We start from the raw sequence: 14,113 nt of genomic DNA on the forward strand, positions 1-14,113 counted from the left end.
TTGTCTCCGCGACGCCTTGGCGCCGGTGCGGGGCGATGCCGCCCCTTATGGCGTCACGAAGGTCTTCAACCAGTCCAGCGTGGGGTTGAGCGCCCAGGCGGCGGTGCCGCTGCGGTAGTTGCCGTCGACCAGAATGCCCGCGCACTGGGTGCCGGGGTAGCCGCCGAAGCCCATGAAGCAGTGGTCGGCGTAGAGGTCCTGCACCTCCCGGTCCTTGACGATGTACCAGCCGCTGCCGTTGCTGCGGAAGCACGACTGCTGCCCGTCGCAGCGCAGGCCGGTGACCAGTTGCGCCTGCGTGCGGGCGATGTTCTCGGTGCCGCCGACGAACATGTCGCGCTCGCCGTTGATGATGCGCAGGCGATCGGACGGCAGCGAGTGGTTGCCGTCGGCGATGCAGGACGCCAGGTTGTAGTAGGCGGTGTAGGTCGCGCCGGTGCCCTGGCCGAACGAGGCGGCGACCCGCGGCTCGTAGTCGTGCGCCAGCACCGAGATGATCGAACCCTGGCTGAGCCCGCCGGTCACCACGCCCTTGGAGCAGTCGGCCTTGTCGCGGGCGCAAATCTGGGCGATGGCGCTGTTGAGGTTCTGCGCATCGAAGATGGCCTTGGCGCGGTTGCCGATGACGCCGCAGCTGCCGAAGCTGGCGTTGTCGTACTCCACCGAGGCGGCCACGAAGCCCTTGGCCGCCGCGGCGTTCACCGCGGCCATCGCCCAATTGCTCTGGTAGTTCTCGCCGGTCCCGCCGATATGCACGTAGACCGGGTACTTGCCTGTCGCGCGGGGTTCCTGGCCGCTGATCGCATAGGTGGTGAAGCCGGCGCTGTAGCGGCCCCTGAAGGCGTCGGTCTGGGCGCTGGCCAGGCCCGGGGCAGCCAGGGCGAGCAGGCCCAGGCAGCGCAGGGCCAGCGACAGGAAGGGGACGGGTGCGGGGATGTTGCGGGACATGGGGATCTCCTTCTAGTGCGATGGAAGGCGGGCGCGACTGACGCGTTCAGCCTCCCGGTGGGGCATGACAGTTCTGGCAGCGATGCGGCGCGCATGGGTAGACAGTCCGCCAAGGTTTGACAGGTAGCACGGGCCGGCACGCGCTGGCGCCGGCGTCGCCCGGGGAACGCGCGGCATGCGCCGGCCGCACGCGCGGCCGCTCGCCGGCGTGGCCGAACCCCGGGATGTGCGCGGCATCAGGTAAAATCCGCGCCTTGTCCTTACAACTGTCCGGAACGCCCCATGGGTAGAGGCCCCTCGATCGAAGCCCGCAAGAACGCATCCGATGCGAAGCGCGGCAAGATTTTCACCAAGATCATCCGCGAGATCGGCGTCGCCGCGCGCGCCGGTGGCGGCGATCCGTCCAACAACCCGCGGCTGCGCGTGGCGATGGACAAGGGGCTGGCCTCCAACATGTCCAAGGACGTGATCGAGCGGGCGATCAAGAAGGCCACCGGCGAACTGGAAGGCGTGGAGTACGAGGAAGTGCGCTACGAGGGCTATGCCCCGGGCGGGGTGGCGGTGATCGTGGACTGCCTGACCGACAACCGCGTGCGCACCGTGGCCGACGTGCGCCATGCCTTCAGCAAGTGCGGCGGCAACATGGGCACCGATGGCTCGGTGGCCTTCATGTTCAAGCGCCTGGGCGTGCTCAGCTTCGCCGCCGGCGCCGACGAGGAGAAGATCACCGAGGCGGCGATCGAGGCCGGCGCCGACGACATCGTGGTCTATCCGGAGGACGGCGCCATCGACGTGCTGACCGCACCGGAGGCGTTCCAGGCGGTCAAGGACGCCATGGACGCGGCCGGCCTGGCCGCCGACCATGCCGAGATCACCTTCCGCGCCGACAACGACATCGCCGTGGACGGCGACACCGCGGTGCAGGTGCGCAAGCTGCTGGACATGCTGGAAGACCTGGACGACGTGCAGAACGTCTATTCCAACGTGGACCAGGCCGCGCTGAGTGACGGGGGCTGACACCATGAACGCCGGGGCCCGGGGCCCGGGACCCGGCACCCGGAAGAGCGCCGTGCCTGTGCCGGAGGCATCGCAGACATCGATGGCTGCCACGGGCATCTCTGCCCGCACGGGCGCTGCTTTCCCGATTCCCGATTCCCGAATCCCCAATCCCGGCTCCACCCGCATCCTCGGCATCGACCCCGGCTCGCAGCGCACCGGCGTGGGCATCATCGACGTGGACGCGGCCGGCCGTACCCGGCACGTGCACCATGCGCCGCTGGTGTTGCTGGGCGAGGGCGATTTCGCCTTGCGGCTCAAGCGCCTGCTGCTCGGGCTGGATGCGTTGATCGAGGAGTACCGCCCGCAGGAAGTGGCGATCGAGCGGGTGTTCATGGGCAAGAGCGCCGACGCGGCGCTGAAGCTCGGCCACGCACGTGGCGCGGCGATCTGCGCGGCGGTGCTGCGCGAGCTGCCGGTGCACGAGTACGCCGCCAAGGAGATCAAGCTCGCCGTGGTCGGCAAGGGCGCGGCGGAGAAGCAACAAGTGCAACACATGGTCGGTCTCATGCTGAGCCTGACCGGCAAACTTCAGGCCGACGCCGCCGACGCGCTGGCCGTCGCCATCACCCATGCCCACGTGCGCGCCACCGCGCAGCGCCTGGGCGTCAGCACGCAGCAGGCGTGGAGTAGAAAATGAGAAAGGCTGGGAATCGGGAGTCGGGAATCGGGAATGGGAACAGCAGAAGCGATGAAGCGGGCGTCCGCTTTGCCCATTCCCCATTCCCGTTTCCCCATTCCCGGCGCCTCCACGGAGGCGCCCAATGATCGGCCGTCTGCGCGGGATCCTGGCCTACAAGCAGCCGCCGTGGCTGGTGATTGACGTGGGTGGGGTGGGGTATGAGCTGGAGGCGCCGATGAGCACCTTCTACGACCTGCCCGACGTCGGTCGCGACGTGATCCTGTTCACCCACTATGCGCAGAAGGAGGACAGCGTGTCGCTGTACGGCTTCCTGCGCGAGGGCGAGCGGCGCCTGTTCCGCGACGTGCAGCGGGTCAGCGGGATCGGCGCGAAGATCGCGCTGGCGGTGCTGTCCGGGGTCAGCGTGGACGAGTTCGCGCGGCTGATCACCGCCGCCGACGTCACCGCGCTGACCCGCATCCCCGGTATCGGCAAGAAGACCGCCGAGCGCATGGTGGTGGAACTGCGCGACCGTGCGGCCGACTTCAGCGGCGGCGCACCGGTGACCGGGCAGCTGGGCACCGACGCGGTGTCCGAGGCCACGGTGGCGCTGCAGCAGCTCGGCTACAAGCCGGCCGAGGCGGCGAAGATGGCGCGCGACGCCGCCGCCGATGGCGACGAGGTCGCCACGGTGATCCGCAAGGCCCTGCAGGCGGCGCTGCGCTGACCGCCCGGTCGGCTCGGCTCCCCGCTCTTTCTTCACGTTCTGGCGCTACTCTTCCCACCATGTCCAGCTCCTCCAGTTCCGCCGCCCGCCCGGGCAGCCACGATCCGCACGCCAAGACGGGCTTTGGGGTGATGCTGACCGCCATCGGCGTGGTCTTCGGCGACATCGGCACCAGTCCGCTGTACACGCTCAAGGAGGCGTTCTCGCCGCACTACGGGTTGACCCCGGACCACGACACCGTGCTGGGCATCCTGTCGCTGGTGTTCTGGGCGCTGATGCTGGTGGTCACGGTCAAGTACGTCACCGTGATCATGCGCGCCGACAACGACGGCGAGGGCGGCATCATGGCGCTGACCGCGCTGGCGCAGCGGACCCTGCCGGGCGGCTCGCGCTCGATGTACGTGGTCGGCATCCTCGGTATCTTCGGCGCCTCGCTGTTCTTCGGCGACGGCGTCATCACCCCGGCCATCTCGGTGCTGTCGGCGGTGGAAGGCCTGGAGGTGGCCGCGCCCAAGCTGGAGCCGTTCGTGGTGCCGATCACCCTGGTGGTGCTGGGGATGCTGTTCATGGCCCAGCGCTACGGCACCGAGCGGGTGGGCAAGGCGTTCGGGCCGATCACCCTGGTCTGGTTCGTGGCGCTGGGCGCGATCGGCGTCTACAACATGACGCGCGCGCCGGAAGTGCTGCATGCGCTGAACCCATGGTGGGGCGTGCGCTTCTTCGCCGAGCACAACTGGCACGCGGTGTTCGTGCTCGGCGCGGTGGTGCTGGCGGTCACCGGCGGCGAGGCACTGTACGCGGACATGGGCCATTTCGGCGCCAAGGCGATCCGCCGCTCCTGGCAGTTCGTGGTGCTGCCGATGCTGACCCTGACCTACCTGGGGCAGGGCGCGCTGGTGCTGCGCGACCCGGCCGCGGTCAGCAACCCGTTCTACGAGGCGGTGCCCGAGTGGGCGCTGTACCCGATGATCGTGCTGGCCACCGCGGCCACGGTGATCGCCTCGCAGGCGCTGATCACCGGCGCCTACTCGGTGGCCAGCCAGGCCATGCAACTGGGCTACATCCCGCGCATGCACATCCGCCACACCTCGCACTCCACCATCGGCCAGATCTACGTGCCGGCGGTGAACTGGTGCCTGCTGGCGCTGGTGGTGGTGGCGGTGATCGGGTTCGGCGACTCGACCTCGCTGGCCACCGCCTACGGCGTCTCGGTGACCGGCACCATGCTGATCACCACCGTGCTGATGGTCATCTACGCGCGCGCCAACCCGCGGGTGCCGGCGCCGCTGCTGTGGCTGTTCGCCCTGGTGTTCCTGGCGGTGGACTGCGCGTTCTTCTACGCCAACATCATCAAGTTCCTGGACGGCGCCTGGTTCCCGCTGCTGCTGGGCCTGATCCTGTTCACCCTGATGCGCACCTGGCGCCGCGGCCGCAAGCTGCTGCACGACGAGATCCGCAAGGACGGCATCAAGCTCGACACCTTCCTGCCTGGGCTGATGCTGGCGCCGCCGGTGCGCGTGCCCGGCACCGCGGTGTTCCTGACCGCCGACCCGATGGTGGTGCCGCATGCGCTGATGCACAACCTCAAGCACAACAAGGTGCTGCACGAGCGCAACGTGTTCCTGACCGTGGAGACCCTGCAGGTGCCGTACGCGGCGGCGGGGCAGCGGCTGAAGATCGACGCGATCGGCGACGAGTTCTACCGTGTCTACGTGCGCTTCGGCTTCATGGAGACCCCGGACGTGCCGCTGGCGCTGATGCGCTCCTGCGACCAGGGCGGGATCTACTTCGACCCCATGGACACTACCTATTTCGCCAGCCGCGAGACCATCGTGGCCAGCGCCAACCGCGGCATGCCGATCTGGCGCGACAAGCTGTTCGCGATCATGCACCGCAACGCCGCCCCCGCCACCGGCTTCTTCCGCATCCCCGGCAACCGCTTGGTGGAACTGGGCGCGCAGGTGGAGATCTGAGGCCGCGACGGGGTCGCGGCCTTGGGAATGGGGAAGCGCGAATGGGGAATAGGGAAAGGCAACGGCCGCGGCGTCCGGCCTGAAAAAACGCAGCGGCGACCACGGAAGTAGGCGCCAGCCGTGCCGCCAACCGCTACTATTGTCCGCTCGATTCCCCATTCCCGATTCCCCAATCCCGGCTTTCCATGGACCGCATCATCGCCAGCAGCGCCACCCGCGAGGATGAGGTCGCCGAGGCCAGCATCCGCCCCAAGCGGCTGGACGACTACCTCGGCCAGCAGCCGGTGCGCGAGCAGCTGTCGATCTACATCGAGGCGGCCAAGGCGCGCGGCGAGGCGATGGACCATGTGCTGATCTTCGGGCCTCCGGGCCTGGGCAAGACCACGCTGAGCCACGTCATCGCCAACGAGCTGGGGGTCAACCTGCGGGTCACCTCCGGTCCGGTGATCGAGAAGGCCGGCGACCTGGCCGCGCTGCTGACCAACCTGCAGCCGCACGACGTGCTGTTCGTCGACGAGATCCACCGGCTGTCGCCGGTGGTGGAGGAAGTGCTGTATCCGGCGATGGAAGACTTCCAGATCGACATCATGATCGGCGAGGGCCCGGCCGCGCGCTCGATCAAGATCGACCTGCCGCCGTTCACCCTGATCGGCGCCACCACCCGCGCCGGCCTGCTGACCGCGCCGCTGCGCGACCGCTTCGGCATCGTCCAGCGCCTGGCCTTCTACACCCCGGACGAGCTGGCGCAGATCGTGCGCCGCTCCGCCAGCATCCTCGGCATCGCCTGCGACGCCGACGGCTGCGCCGAGATCGCCCGGCGCGCGCGCGGCACCCCGCGCATCGCCAACCGCCTGCTGCGGCGGGTCCGCGACTTCGCCCAGGTCCGCGCCGGCGGGCAGATCGACCTGGCGGTGGCGCAGGCCGCCACGCAGATGCTCAAGGTCGACGCCGAGGGCTTCGACGAGCTGGACCGGCGCATGCTGCGCACCATCATCGAGTACTTCGACGGCGGCCCGGTCGGCGTCGAGTCGCTGGCCGCCTCGCTGTCGGAGGAACGCGGCACCCTGGAGGACGTGATCGAGCCCTACCTGATTCAGCAGGGCTACCTGATCCGCACCGCCCGCGGCCGCATGGCCACCAACAAGGCCTATCTGCACCTGGGCCTGCAGCCCAAGAGCCGGGAATTGGGAATCGGGAATGGGGAATCGGGGGCGCTGTTCTAGGATGTTTTGGTTACCCAGCTATCGACAGGAGCGCCGCTCTTGACTGCCGATTCCCCATTCCCCGTTCCCGATTCCCGGCTATTCAGTTGGCCGACACGCGTCTACTGGGAAGATACCGACGCCGGTGGCGTGGTCTACCACGCGCGCTACGTGGCCTTCCTGGAGCGGGCGCGCACGGAGTGGTTGCGGGCGCTGGGGTATGGTCAGGAACGCCTGCGCCTGCAACACGACCTGGTGTTCGCGGTGCGCGCGATGCAACTCGACTTCCTGCGCCCGGCACGCCTGGACGACTCCCTGCAGGTCGGCGTCGCGCTGTCGCAGTGCAAGCGCGCCAGCCTGGTGTTCGCGCAGTCGATCCGCCGCGACGACGGGGAACTGCTGTTGCGCGCGCAGGTGCGGGTGGCGGCGCTCAGCGCCGGCAGCTTCCGCCCGCGCGGCATGGACGACGCGCTGCACGATGCATTGAAAGTTCTTGAAATCACTGAAGCCGAATTACTGAGGAACGACGGATGATCGCATTGCTCCTGGCCCTGCAGGACACGGTGGTGGAGGCGCTGCCGCAGGACGTGACCCAGACCGCCACCCAGGCCGTCGCCAGCACCGCCGCCCACGGCGGCATCAACTACCTGGACCTGATGGTCAAGGCCAGCCTGCCGGTCAAGGTGATCGTGCTGCTGCTGCTGCTCGGCTCGCTGATCAGCTGGGTCATCATCTTCCGCAAGGGCAAGGTGTTCAAGGACGCCAACCGCGAGGCCGACGACTTCGAGAACCGCTTCTGGTCCGGCACCGACCTGAGCAAGCTCTACGCCGGCGCCACCGACCGCAACCGCGTGGTCGGCGGGCTGGAGGCGATCTTCGAGGCCGGCTTCCGCGAATTCACCCGCCTGCGCGACAAGCGCCGGCTCGATGCACGCATCCAGCTGGAGGGTGCGCAACGGGCGATGCGCGCCACCTACGCGCGCGAAGTGGACCGCCTGGAGCGCAACCTGGAACTGCTCGCCAACATCGGCTCCACCGCGCCCTACGTGGGCCTGGTCGGCACCGTGTTCGGCATCATGGTGACCATGCACGACATGATCAACAGCGGTCAGCAGGCAGGCATCGCCGCGGTCGCGCCGGGCATCTCCGAAGCGCTGTTCGCCACTGCCATCGGCCTGTTCGTGGCGATCCCGGCGGTGTGGGCCTACAACCGCTTCACCACCCGGGTCGAGCGCCTGGCCGTGCGCTTCGAGACCTTCTCCGAAGAGTTCAGCTCCATCCTGCAGCGCCAGGCCAGCGGCGACTGAGCGTCGCCCGCCTGCCCACGACTTCCAGGATTCCCGCATGACTGCCGCCATTTCCCGCCGCAAGCGCCGCAAGCTCAAGTCCGAGATCAACGTCGTGCCGTACATCGACGTGATGCTGGTGCTGCTGATCATCTTCATGGTCACCGCGCCCTTGCTCAGCCTGAGCGTGGACGTGGACCTGCCCGATTCCACCGCGCGCTCGGTGGAGAGCAAGAAGGATCCGGTGATCGTCACCGTCGATGCCGAGGGCCGCTACACGCTGACCCTGCAGGACGGCAAGCCGGAGAAGATCGCCGCGCCGGAACTGAAGGCGAAGATCCAGGCCTTCGTCGGCCAGAACAAGGACGTGCCGGTGTTCGTCGCCGCGCCCGGCAGCTCCAACTATCAATTGGTCATGGACACCATGGTCATGCTGCAGCAGGCCGGCGTGCCCAAGGTCGGCCTGATGAGTCAGCCCGGAAACAATGCACGCTGAAGCCGACTCCCGCCCGCCGCTGCACCGCGGCGACGACAAGGGCCTGATCTACGGGGTCGCCCTGGCGCTGCTGGTGCATGTGCTGATCGCGCTGCTGTTCTTCCTGGCCTGGTGGTGGTCGCCGGTGCGCCAGGTCGAACCGGCCGCCGGTTCGCCGATGGTCGAGGCCTCGCTGGTGGTCTCGGCTGCCGACGTGCGCTCGGCGCAGAAGGCGGTCAAGGACGCGCCTAAGCCCTTGCCCGAGCCGCTGCCCGAGCCGGTCAAGGACGTCGCCGAGGAAGACACGGTGCCGCCGCCGCAGCCGATTCCCACGCCCAAGCCGCAGCAGGCGCCGACGCCGCAGCAGCAGAAGGCACAGGATTTCGTCCCGGTCCCCGACAAGGTCGACCAGGACCGTGCCACCCGCACCGCGATCTCCCAGGAGAAGGAGAAGCAGGAGCAGGAGGCCAAGCGCCGCCAGGAACAGATCGACCTGACCGAGCAGAAGCGCCAGCAGGAAGCCGAGCAGAAGCAGCGGCTGGCCGCGCAGCAGGAAGAGGAGCGGCAGAAGAAGATCGCCGACATCCGCAAGCAGCGCGAGAAGCTGGAGCGCGAGGCCCAACTGGCCCAGCAGAAGCTGCAGCAGATCGCCGACTTGAACGCCAAGAAGGCCTCGGCGGCCGCGGCCACCACGCCGCAGCAGGCGCCGGGCCAGAACGGCACCAACACCGACCTGCAGGCCAAGTACGCCGCGGCGATCCAGCAGGCGGTGCTGAGTCAGTGGGTGCGTCCGGATTCGGTGCCGCTGGGGCAGAAGTGCAAGATCTCGATCACGCAGATTCCCGGCGGCCAGGTGATGGAGGCCAAGGTCAGTCCCGACTGCCCGTACGACGAGGCCGGCCGCCGCTCGATCGAGGCCGCCGTGCTGCGCGCGCAGCCGCTGCCCTACCGCGGCTTCGAGACCGTGTTCGCGCGCAACCTGACGTTCAACTTCACCGCCCAGGACCAGTGAGATCGGCCGCCGCCGCTGCGTTTGCGCACGGCCGGCCATCCACCCCACGGGCGATGGGCGATAATGTGCCGCGTCCTGCCATCGGCTTCACATGGCGATGGTTCATGATTGCGAATACGTTCACCCGCGCATTGCTATCTCTTGCGCCTTTCCGATCCTGCTGAGCGACCCATGAAGAAACTGCCGCGCTGGCTTGCCGTTCTCACCGCCCTGTTGCTGCCTCTCGCCGCGTCCGCGCAGGACAAGGGCCTGGAAATCGACATCGTCGGCGGCAATGCCTCGGCGACCCCGATCACCGTCGTGCCGATGCCGTACCAGGGCTCGGCGACCCCGCCGAGCACCGACGTCGCCGCGGTGGTCCGCGCCGACCTGGATCGCTCCGGCCAGTTCCGCAATCTGCCCGAGTCGCAGATCGTCGAGCGTCCGACCCGCGGCAGCGAAGTGCAGTTCGCCACCTGGCGCGCGCTCAAGCAGAGCTATCTGGTCGTCGGCCGGGTGATGGATGCCGGCGAGGGCGCCTACCGCGTCGAGTACGAACTGTTCGACGTGGGCAAGGGCGAGCGCATGCTCGGCCTGGCGATGACCGCGCGCGCCAACGCCATGCGCGACGTCGCCCACCAGATGGCCGATGCCATCTACGAGAAGATCACCGGCGTGCGCGGCGCGTTCTGGACCCGTATCGCCTATGTCACTGCCAGCGGCAAGGGTGGGGCGATGCGCTATGCGCTGATGGTGGCTGACTCCGACGGCTACAACCCGCAGACCATCGTTCGCTCGGCCGAGCCGCTGCTGTCGCCGAACTGGAGCCCGGACGGCAAGAAGCTGGCCTACGTGAGCTTCGAGCGCGGCAACTCGTCGATCTACATCCAGGACATCGCCACCGGTGCGCGCCAACTGGTCTCCAGCTTCCGCGGCATCAACGGCGCGCCGTCGTTCTCGCCGGACGGCAAGAAGCTGGCGCTGGCGCTGTCGCGCAGCGGCAACCCGGAGATCTACGTGATGGATCTGGGCAGCAAGCAGCTGACCCAGCTGACCAACCACTTCGGCATCGACACCGAGCCGACCTGGGCGCCGGACGGCAACAGCATCTACTTCACCTCCGACCGCAGCGGCCGCCCGCAGATTTACCAGGTGCCGGCCACCGGTGGCAGCGCCACCCGCATCACCTTCCAGGGCAACTACAACGCGACCCCGAGCGTGTCCTTCGACGGCAACAAGCTGGTCGTGGCCCAGGGCAGCGGCAACACCTACAAGATCGCGATGATGGACCGCAGCCTGGGTTCGCCGCGCTGGAGCACGCTGTCGACCGGCTCGCTGGACGAATCGCCGAGCTTCGCTCCCAACGCCAGCATGGTGCTGTATGCGGCGCGTGAAGGCGGCCGTGGCGTGCTGTACGCGGTCTCGGCCGATGCCCGCGTGCGGCAGCGTCTGGTGCTCGCCGATGGCGACGTGCGCGAGCCGTCCTGGTCGCCGTATCGCACTGCACGTTGACATGTAAGTTTGGTGTTAATATTTCGCTGTTGAACCCCTCATCGGCCCAGGAGCCACAAGGTATCCCCATGAACAAGACCACCCGCGTTCTGCTTGTTTCGCTGTTGTCCGTTGCAGCTCTGGCCGGCTGCGCCAAGAAGGTCAAGGAACAGCCCCAGACCGACACCACCGGCACCACCGGTACCACCGCTCCGACCGGTCCGTCGACCTCCGGTCTGTATGGCCCGGGCGACCTGGACACCGATTCCTGCCTGCGTCAGCGCGTGGTCTACTTCGACCTGGACAAGGACACCGTGAAGCCGGAGTTCCAGGCGATCATGGCTTGCCACGCCAAGTACCTGCGTGACCGTCCGTCCTCGCGCATCACCCTGCAGGGCAACACCGACGAGCGCGGTTCGCGCGAGTACAACATGGGCCTGGGCGAGCGTCGTGCCAACGCCGTGTCCTCGGCGCTGCAGGCCAACGGTGGTTCGGCTGCGCAGCTGACCGTGGTCAGCTACGGTGAAGAGCGTCCGGTCTGCACCGAGTCGAACGAGTCCTGCTGGTCGCAGAACCGTCGCGTCGAGATCGTCTACACGGCGCAGTAAGAAAAGATGCGTATCGGTGTCCTTACATCGATGATCGTCGCGGCGGCCCTCGTGGCCGCCGCGCCGGCTCATGCGCAGCGCGCGAGCCTGGCCGACCGCGTTTCCGCGCTCGAGCAGCAGGCCATGAATACCCAGGCCAACACCGACATCCTGAACCAGCTCAACCAGCTGCGGACGCAGATGCAGTCGATGGAGGCCACGATCGAACAACTGCAGCACAGCAACGACCAGCTCAAGCAGCAGATCAAGGACCAGTACCTGGACCTGGATGGCCGCGTGGGCCGGCTCGAAAGTGGTGCAGGGGCAGGGGCGACGCCGCCGTTGCCGCCGGCCAATGGCGCCGCACCGGCTGCCGCGCCGGCCGCGCCCGCAGGCAAGCCGTCTGCCGTCGCCGAGCCGCCGCCGTCGGTGCACGGCGACGCCGGTACCCTGGCGGCCGCCGGCGATGAGCGGGCGGCCTACAACGTTGCCTTCGACGCCCTGAAGGCAGGCAAGTACGCCGATTCGGCGAACCTGTTCCAGAGCTTCCTGCAGGCCTACCCGAACGGCGTGTATGCGCCGAACGCGCTGTACTGGCTCGGCGAGAGCTATTACGCCACCAAGAATTTCCAGTTGGCCGAGGCCCAGTTCCAGGACCTGATCGGCCGCTATCCGACCCACGACAAGGCACCGGGCGCGCTGCTCAAGCTGGGCCTGTCCCAGTACGGCGAAGGCCGCGTCCAGGACGCCGAGCAGACCCTGCAACAGGTCGGCGCGAAGTATCCTGGGTCCGATGCCGCGCGCACCGCGCAGGACCGCCTGCAGTCGATCCGTATCGGCCAGCAGCTGCGCTGAGCCCCTTACGCTGCCGCCGCCGTCGCGGGAGCACTCTTCTCCCGCCATGGCCGCCGTTCCCAGCGATATCGTCCAAAGCCCGCTGCCCCGCCTGAAGCTGACGGAGATCTTCCTGTCGCTGCAGGGCGAGGCCGAGAGCGCCGGCTGGCCCACCGTGTTCGTGCGCCTGACCGGTTGCCCGTTGCGCTGCAGTTACTGCGACACCGCCTACGCCTTCCACGGCGGGCAATGGTGGGACATCGACGCGATCCTGGAAGAGGTGGCGCGCCACGGCGTGCGCCACGTCTGCGTCACCGGCGGCGAGCCGCTGGCGCAGAAGCGCTGCCTGCAGCTGCTGCAGCGCCTGTGCGATGCCGGCTACGACGTCTCGCTGGAGACTTCCGGCGCGCTGGATATCGCCGAGGTCGACCCGCGGGTGTCGCGGGTGGTCGACATCAAGACCCCGGCGTCGCAGGAGGCGCACCGCAACCGCTGGGAGAACCTGCCGCTGCTGACCGCGCGCGACCAGATCAAGTTCGTGCTGTGCGGCCGCGCCGACTACGAATGGGCGCGTGCGGTGGTCGCCGAACACCGGCTCCAGACGCGCTGCACGGTCTGGTTCTCGCCCAGCAAGAGCGAACTGAGCGCGCGCGACCTGGCCGACTGGATCGTCGCCGACCGCCTGCCGGTGCGGTTCCAGATGCAGTTGCACAAGCTGCTGTGGAACGACGAGCCGGGGCGGTAGCTGAGCGCTGGCGCGCAGCTGGGAATCGGGAATGGAGAAACGGGAATCGGAAGAGCGCCGCACGGTCGGCGTGGCTCTACCTGATCCGCTTTCTCTTCTCGAAGATCTTCGATCTTCCCGGTCCGGCTCGGCTGCTACGCTCTTCCCATTCCCGTTTCCCCACTCCCCACTCCCAGCACCCAGATGAAAAACGCCGTCGTCCTTCTCTCCGGTGGCATGGACTCCGCCGTCGTCGTCGCCATCGCCCGTGCGCAGGGTTTCGCGGTGCATGCCCTGAGCGTGCGCTACGGCCAGCGCCACACCTCCGAACTGGATGCGGCCGCGCGCGTCGCCTCGGCGCTGGGCGCGGTGGCGCACAAGACCGTCAACGTCGACCTGCGCAGCATCGGCGGCTCCGCGCTGACCGACGACATCGAGGTGCCGGACGCCGGCGGCGACGGCATCCCGGTCACCTACGTGCCGGCGCGCAACACCATCATGTTGTCGGTGGCATTGGGCTGGGCCGAGGTGCTGGGCGCGGCCGACATCTTCTGCGGGGTCAACGCCGTGGACTACTCCGGCTATCCCGACTGCCGCCCCGAGTTCATCGACGCGTTCCAGACCCTGGCCAACCTGGCGACCAAGGCCGGGGTGGAGGGCGCCGGGCTGCGCGTGCATGCGCCGTTGCAGCACATGAGCAAGGCGGACATCGTGCGCGAGGGCGTGCGCCTGGGCGTGGATTTCGGCCTGACCGTGTCCTGCTACCGCGCCGACGACGCCGGCCGCGCCTGCGGCCATTGCGACGCCTGCCGCCTGCGCGCGGCCGGTTTCGCCGACGCAGGCGTCGCCGACCCGACCCGCTACGCCTGATTTCGCGAAACGCCCCGTGCTGGGGTAGACTACGCGCCCCGGTGCAACGCCGGGGTCTTGTTTTGGGCCGTTAGCTCAGTCGGTAGAGCAGAAGACTTTTAATCTTTTGGTCGATGGTTCGAATCCATCACGGCCCACCACTTCGATCCACGCGTTAGGCGTCGCCCTTGGTGTTTTTCGCCGGCTACTGACATCACTCCTGAAATTAACGGCAGTTTCGCTGGTGCCACGGTCGCCGCTGCGTGGTCTTAGGGCTGTTACGCCGCATCCGTGTTGTTGTTACAGGCGTTCCAGTCATGGGAACCGGGACTGCCTTGATGCCTGAGG

15 protein-coding genes and 1 tRNA gene are annotated in these 14,113 nt (G+C 68.1%); 15 read left to right on the plus strand and 1 reads right to left on the minus strand.

Features of this window, described 5'->3' with window-relative positions; translation table 11 throughout:
• Nucleotides 1–45: 45 nt before the first annotated feature.
• The gene (locus M3U25_RS09175; protein ID WP_355498112.1) at nucleotides 46–948 is read right to left on the minus strand and encodes a hypothetical protein; all 903 of its coding nucleotides are present in this window, start codon (nucleotides 946–948) and stop codon (nucleotides 46–48) included.
• Nucleotides 949–1,230: 282 nt separating this feature from the next.
• On the opposite strand from M3U25_RS09175, the gene M3U25_RS09180 reads away from it, so the two are divergent.
• The 15 genes from M3U25_RS09180 to M3U25_RS09250 all read left to right on the plus strand — a co-directional run bounded on the left by M3U25_RS09180 (nucleotide 1,231) and on the right by M3U25_RS09250 (nucleotide 13,926).
• Nucleotides 1,231–1,965, plus strand: coding sequence for a YebC/PmpR family DNA-binding transcriptional regulator (locus M3U25_RS09180; protein WP_010344319.1), 735 nt, complete (start codon nucleotides 1,231–1,233; stop codon nucleotides 1,963–1,965).
• Nucleotides 1,966–2,047: 82 nt separating this feature from the next.
• Nucleotides 2,048–2,644: a crossover junction endodeoxyribonuclease RuvC gene (ruvC, locus tag M3U25_RS09185; RefSeq protein ID WP_242161134.1), complete on the plus strand. Its 597-nt coding sequence runs from the start codon at nucleotides 2,048–2,050 to the stop codon at nucleotides 2,642–2,644.
• Between the two features lie 124 nt (nucleotides 2,645–2,768).
• Nucleotides 2,769–3,353: a Holliday junction branch migration protein RuvA gene (gene ruvA / locus M3U25_RS09190; RefSeq protein WP_010344317.1), complete on the plus strand. Its 585-nt coding sequence runs from the start codon at nucleotides 2,769–2,771 to the stop codon at nucleotides 3,351–3,353.
• A gap of 131 nt (nucleotides 3,354–3,484) precedes the next feature.
• On the plus strand, nucleotides 3,485–5,326 hold the full coding sequence (locus tag M3U25_RS09195; protein WP_242161157.1) for a potassium transporter Kup: 1,842 nt from the start codon (nucleotides 3,485–3,487) through the stop codon (nucleotides 5,324–5,326).
• Nucleotides 5,327–5,511: 185 nt separating this feature from the next.
• Nucleotides 5,512–6,549 carry a Holliday junction branch migration DNA helicase RuvB gene (gene ruvB / locus M3U25_RS09200; protein WP_355498106.1) on the plus strand — a complete coding sequence of 346 codons (1,038 nt, stop codon included), beginning with the start codon at nucleotides 5,512–5,514 and terminating at the stop codon, nucleotides 6,547–6,549.
• Nucleotides 6,550–6,588: 39 nt separating this feature from the next.
• On the plus strand, nucleotides 6,589–7,062 hold the full coding sequence (gene ybgC / locus M3U25_RS09205) for a tol-pal system-associated acyl-CoA thioesterase (protein WP_039725849.1): 474 nt from the start codon (nucleotides 6,589–6,591) through the stop codon (nucleotides 7,060–7,062).
• Nucleotides 7,059–7,835, plus strand: a complete 777-nt coding sequence (gene tolQ, locus M3U25_RS09210; protein ID WP_017907448.1) for a protein TolQ — start codon at nucleotides 7,059–7,061, stop codon at nucleotides 7,833–7,835. Before ybgC ends, tolQ begins: the two co-directional genes overlap by 4 nt.
• 37 nt (nucleotides 7,836–7,872) lie before the next feature.
• Complete coding sequence (tolR, locus tag M3U25_RS09215) at nucleotides 7,873–8,310, plus strand: protein TolR (RefSeq protein WP_010344312.1); 438 nt, start codon at nucleotides 7,873–7,875, stop codon at nucleotides 8,308–8,310.
• Nucleotides 8,300–9,301, plus strand: coding sequence for a cell envelope integrity protein TolA (gene tolA / locus M3U25_RS09220; protein ID WP_242161131.1), 1,002 nt, complete (start codon nucleotides 8,300–8,302; stop codon nucleotides 9,299–9,301). The genes tolR and tolA overlap by 11 nt, the downstream gene beginning before the upstream one ends.
• Before the next feature lie 171 nt (nucleotides 9,302–9,472).
• Nucleotides 9,473–10,792, plus strand: coding sequence for a Tol-Pal system beta propeller repeat protein TolB (gene tolB, locus M3U25_RS09225; RefSeq protein WP_010344310.1), 1,320 nt, complete (start codon nucleotides 9,473–9,475; stop codon nucleotides 10,790–10,792).
• A gap of 68 nt (nucleotides 10,793–10,860) precedes the next feature.
• Nucleotides 10,861–11,379 (plus strand): peptidoglycan-associated lipoprotein Pal, encoded by a 519-nt coding sequence (pal, locus tag M3U25_RS09230; protein WP_010344309.1) that lies wholly within the window; start codon nucleotides 10,861–10,863, stop codon nucleotides 11,377–11,379.
• 6 nt (nucleotides 11,380–11,385) lie between these two features.
• Entirely contained in the window at nucleotides 11,386–12,213 is an 828-nt protein-coding gene (gene ybgF, locus M3U25_RS09235; RefSeq protein ID WP_242161130.1) for a tol-pal system protein YbgF, read from the plus strand.
• A 46-nt stretch (nucleotides 12,214–12,259) separates the two neighbouring features.
• Complete coding sequence (queE, locus tag M3U25_RS09240) at nucleotides 12,260–12,937, plus strand: 7-carboxy-7-deazaguanine synthase QueE (protein ID WP_355498095.1); 678 nt, start codon at nucleotides 12,260–12,262, stop codon at nucleotides 12,935–12,937.
• 183 nt (nucleotides 12,938–13,120) lie between these two features.
• Entirely contained in the window at nucleotides 13,121–13,786 is a 666-nt protein-coding gene (gene queC, locus M3U25_RS09245; RefSeq protein ID WP_026143259.1) for a 7-cyano-7-deazaguanine synthase QueC, read from the plus strand.
• Nucleotides 13,787–13,850: 64 nt separating this feature from the next.
• Nucleotides 13,851–13,926, plus strand: a tRNA-Lys gene (locus M3U25_RS09250).
• Nucleotides 13,927–14,113 lie beyond the last annotated feature (187 nt).

The sequence above is a fragment of the Xanthomonas sp. PPL134 genome (genome assembly GCF_040595915.1).
Taxonomy (GTDB): Bacteria; Pseudomonadota; Gammaproteobacteria; order Xanthomonadales; family Xanthomonadaceae; genus Xanthomonas_A; species Xanthomonas_A indica.

Bases quoted from the DNA above. Each gene is read 5' to 3' on its own strand.
- M3U25_RS09175 (WP_355498112.1), bottom strand. From the start codon at position 948: ATGTCCCGCAACATCCCCGCACCCGTCCCCTTCCTGTCGCTGGCCCTG.
- M3U25_RS09180 (WP_010344319.1), top strand. From the start codon at position 1,231: ATGGGTAGAGGCCCCTCGATCGAAGCCCGCAAGAACGCATCCGATGCG.
- ruvC (WP_242161134.1), top strand. From the start codon at position 2,048: ATGGCTGCCACGGGCATCTCTGCCCGCACGGGCGCTGCTTTCCCGATT.
- ruvA (WP_010344317.1), top strand. From the start codon at position 2,769: ATGATCGGCCGTCTGCGCGGGATCCTGGCCTACAAGCAGCCGCCGTGG.
- M3U25_RS09195 (WP_242161157.1), top strand. From the start codon at position 3,485: ATGCTGACCGCCATCGGCGTGGTCTTCGGCGACATCGGCACCAGTCCG.
- ruvB (WP_355498106.1), top strand. From the start codon at position 5,512: ATGGACCGCATCATCGCCAGCAGCGCCACCCGCGAGGATGAGGTCGCC.
- tolQ (WP_017907448.1), top strand. From the start codon at position 7,059: ATGATCGCATTGCTCCTGGCCCTGCAGGACACGGTGGTGGAGGCGCTG.
- tolR (WP_010344312.1), top strand. From the start codon at position 7,873: ATGACTGCCGCCATTTCCCGCCGCAAGCGCCGCAAGCTCAAGTCCGAG.
- tolA (WP_242161131.1), top strand. From the start codon at position 8,300: ATGCACGCTGAAGCCGACTCCCGCCCGCCGCTGCACCGCGGCGACGAC.
- tolB (WP_010344310.1), top strand. From the start codon at position 9,473: ATGAAGAAACTGCCGCGCTGGCTTGCCGTTCTCACCGCCCTGTTGCTG.
- pal (WP_010344309.1), top strand. From the start codon at position 10,861: ATGAACAAGACCACCCGCGTTCTGCTTGTTTCGCTGTTGTCCGTTGCA.
- ybgF (WP_242161130.1), top strand. From the start codon at position 11,386: ATGCGTATCGGTGTCCTTACATCGATGATCGTCGCGGCGGCCCTCGTG.
- queE (WP_355498095.1), top strand. From the start codon at position 12,260: ATGGCCGCCGTTCCCAGCGATATCGTCCAAAGCCCGCTGCCCCGCCTG.
- queC (WP_026143259.1), top strand. From the start codon at position 13,121: ATGAAAAACGCCGTCGTCCTTCTCTCCGGTGGCATGGACTCCGCCGTC.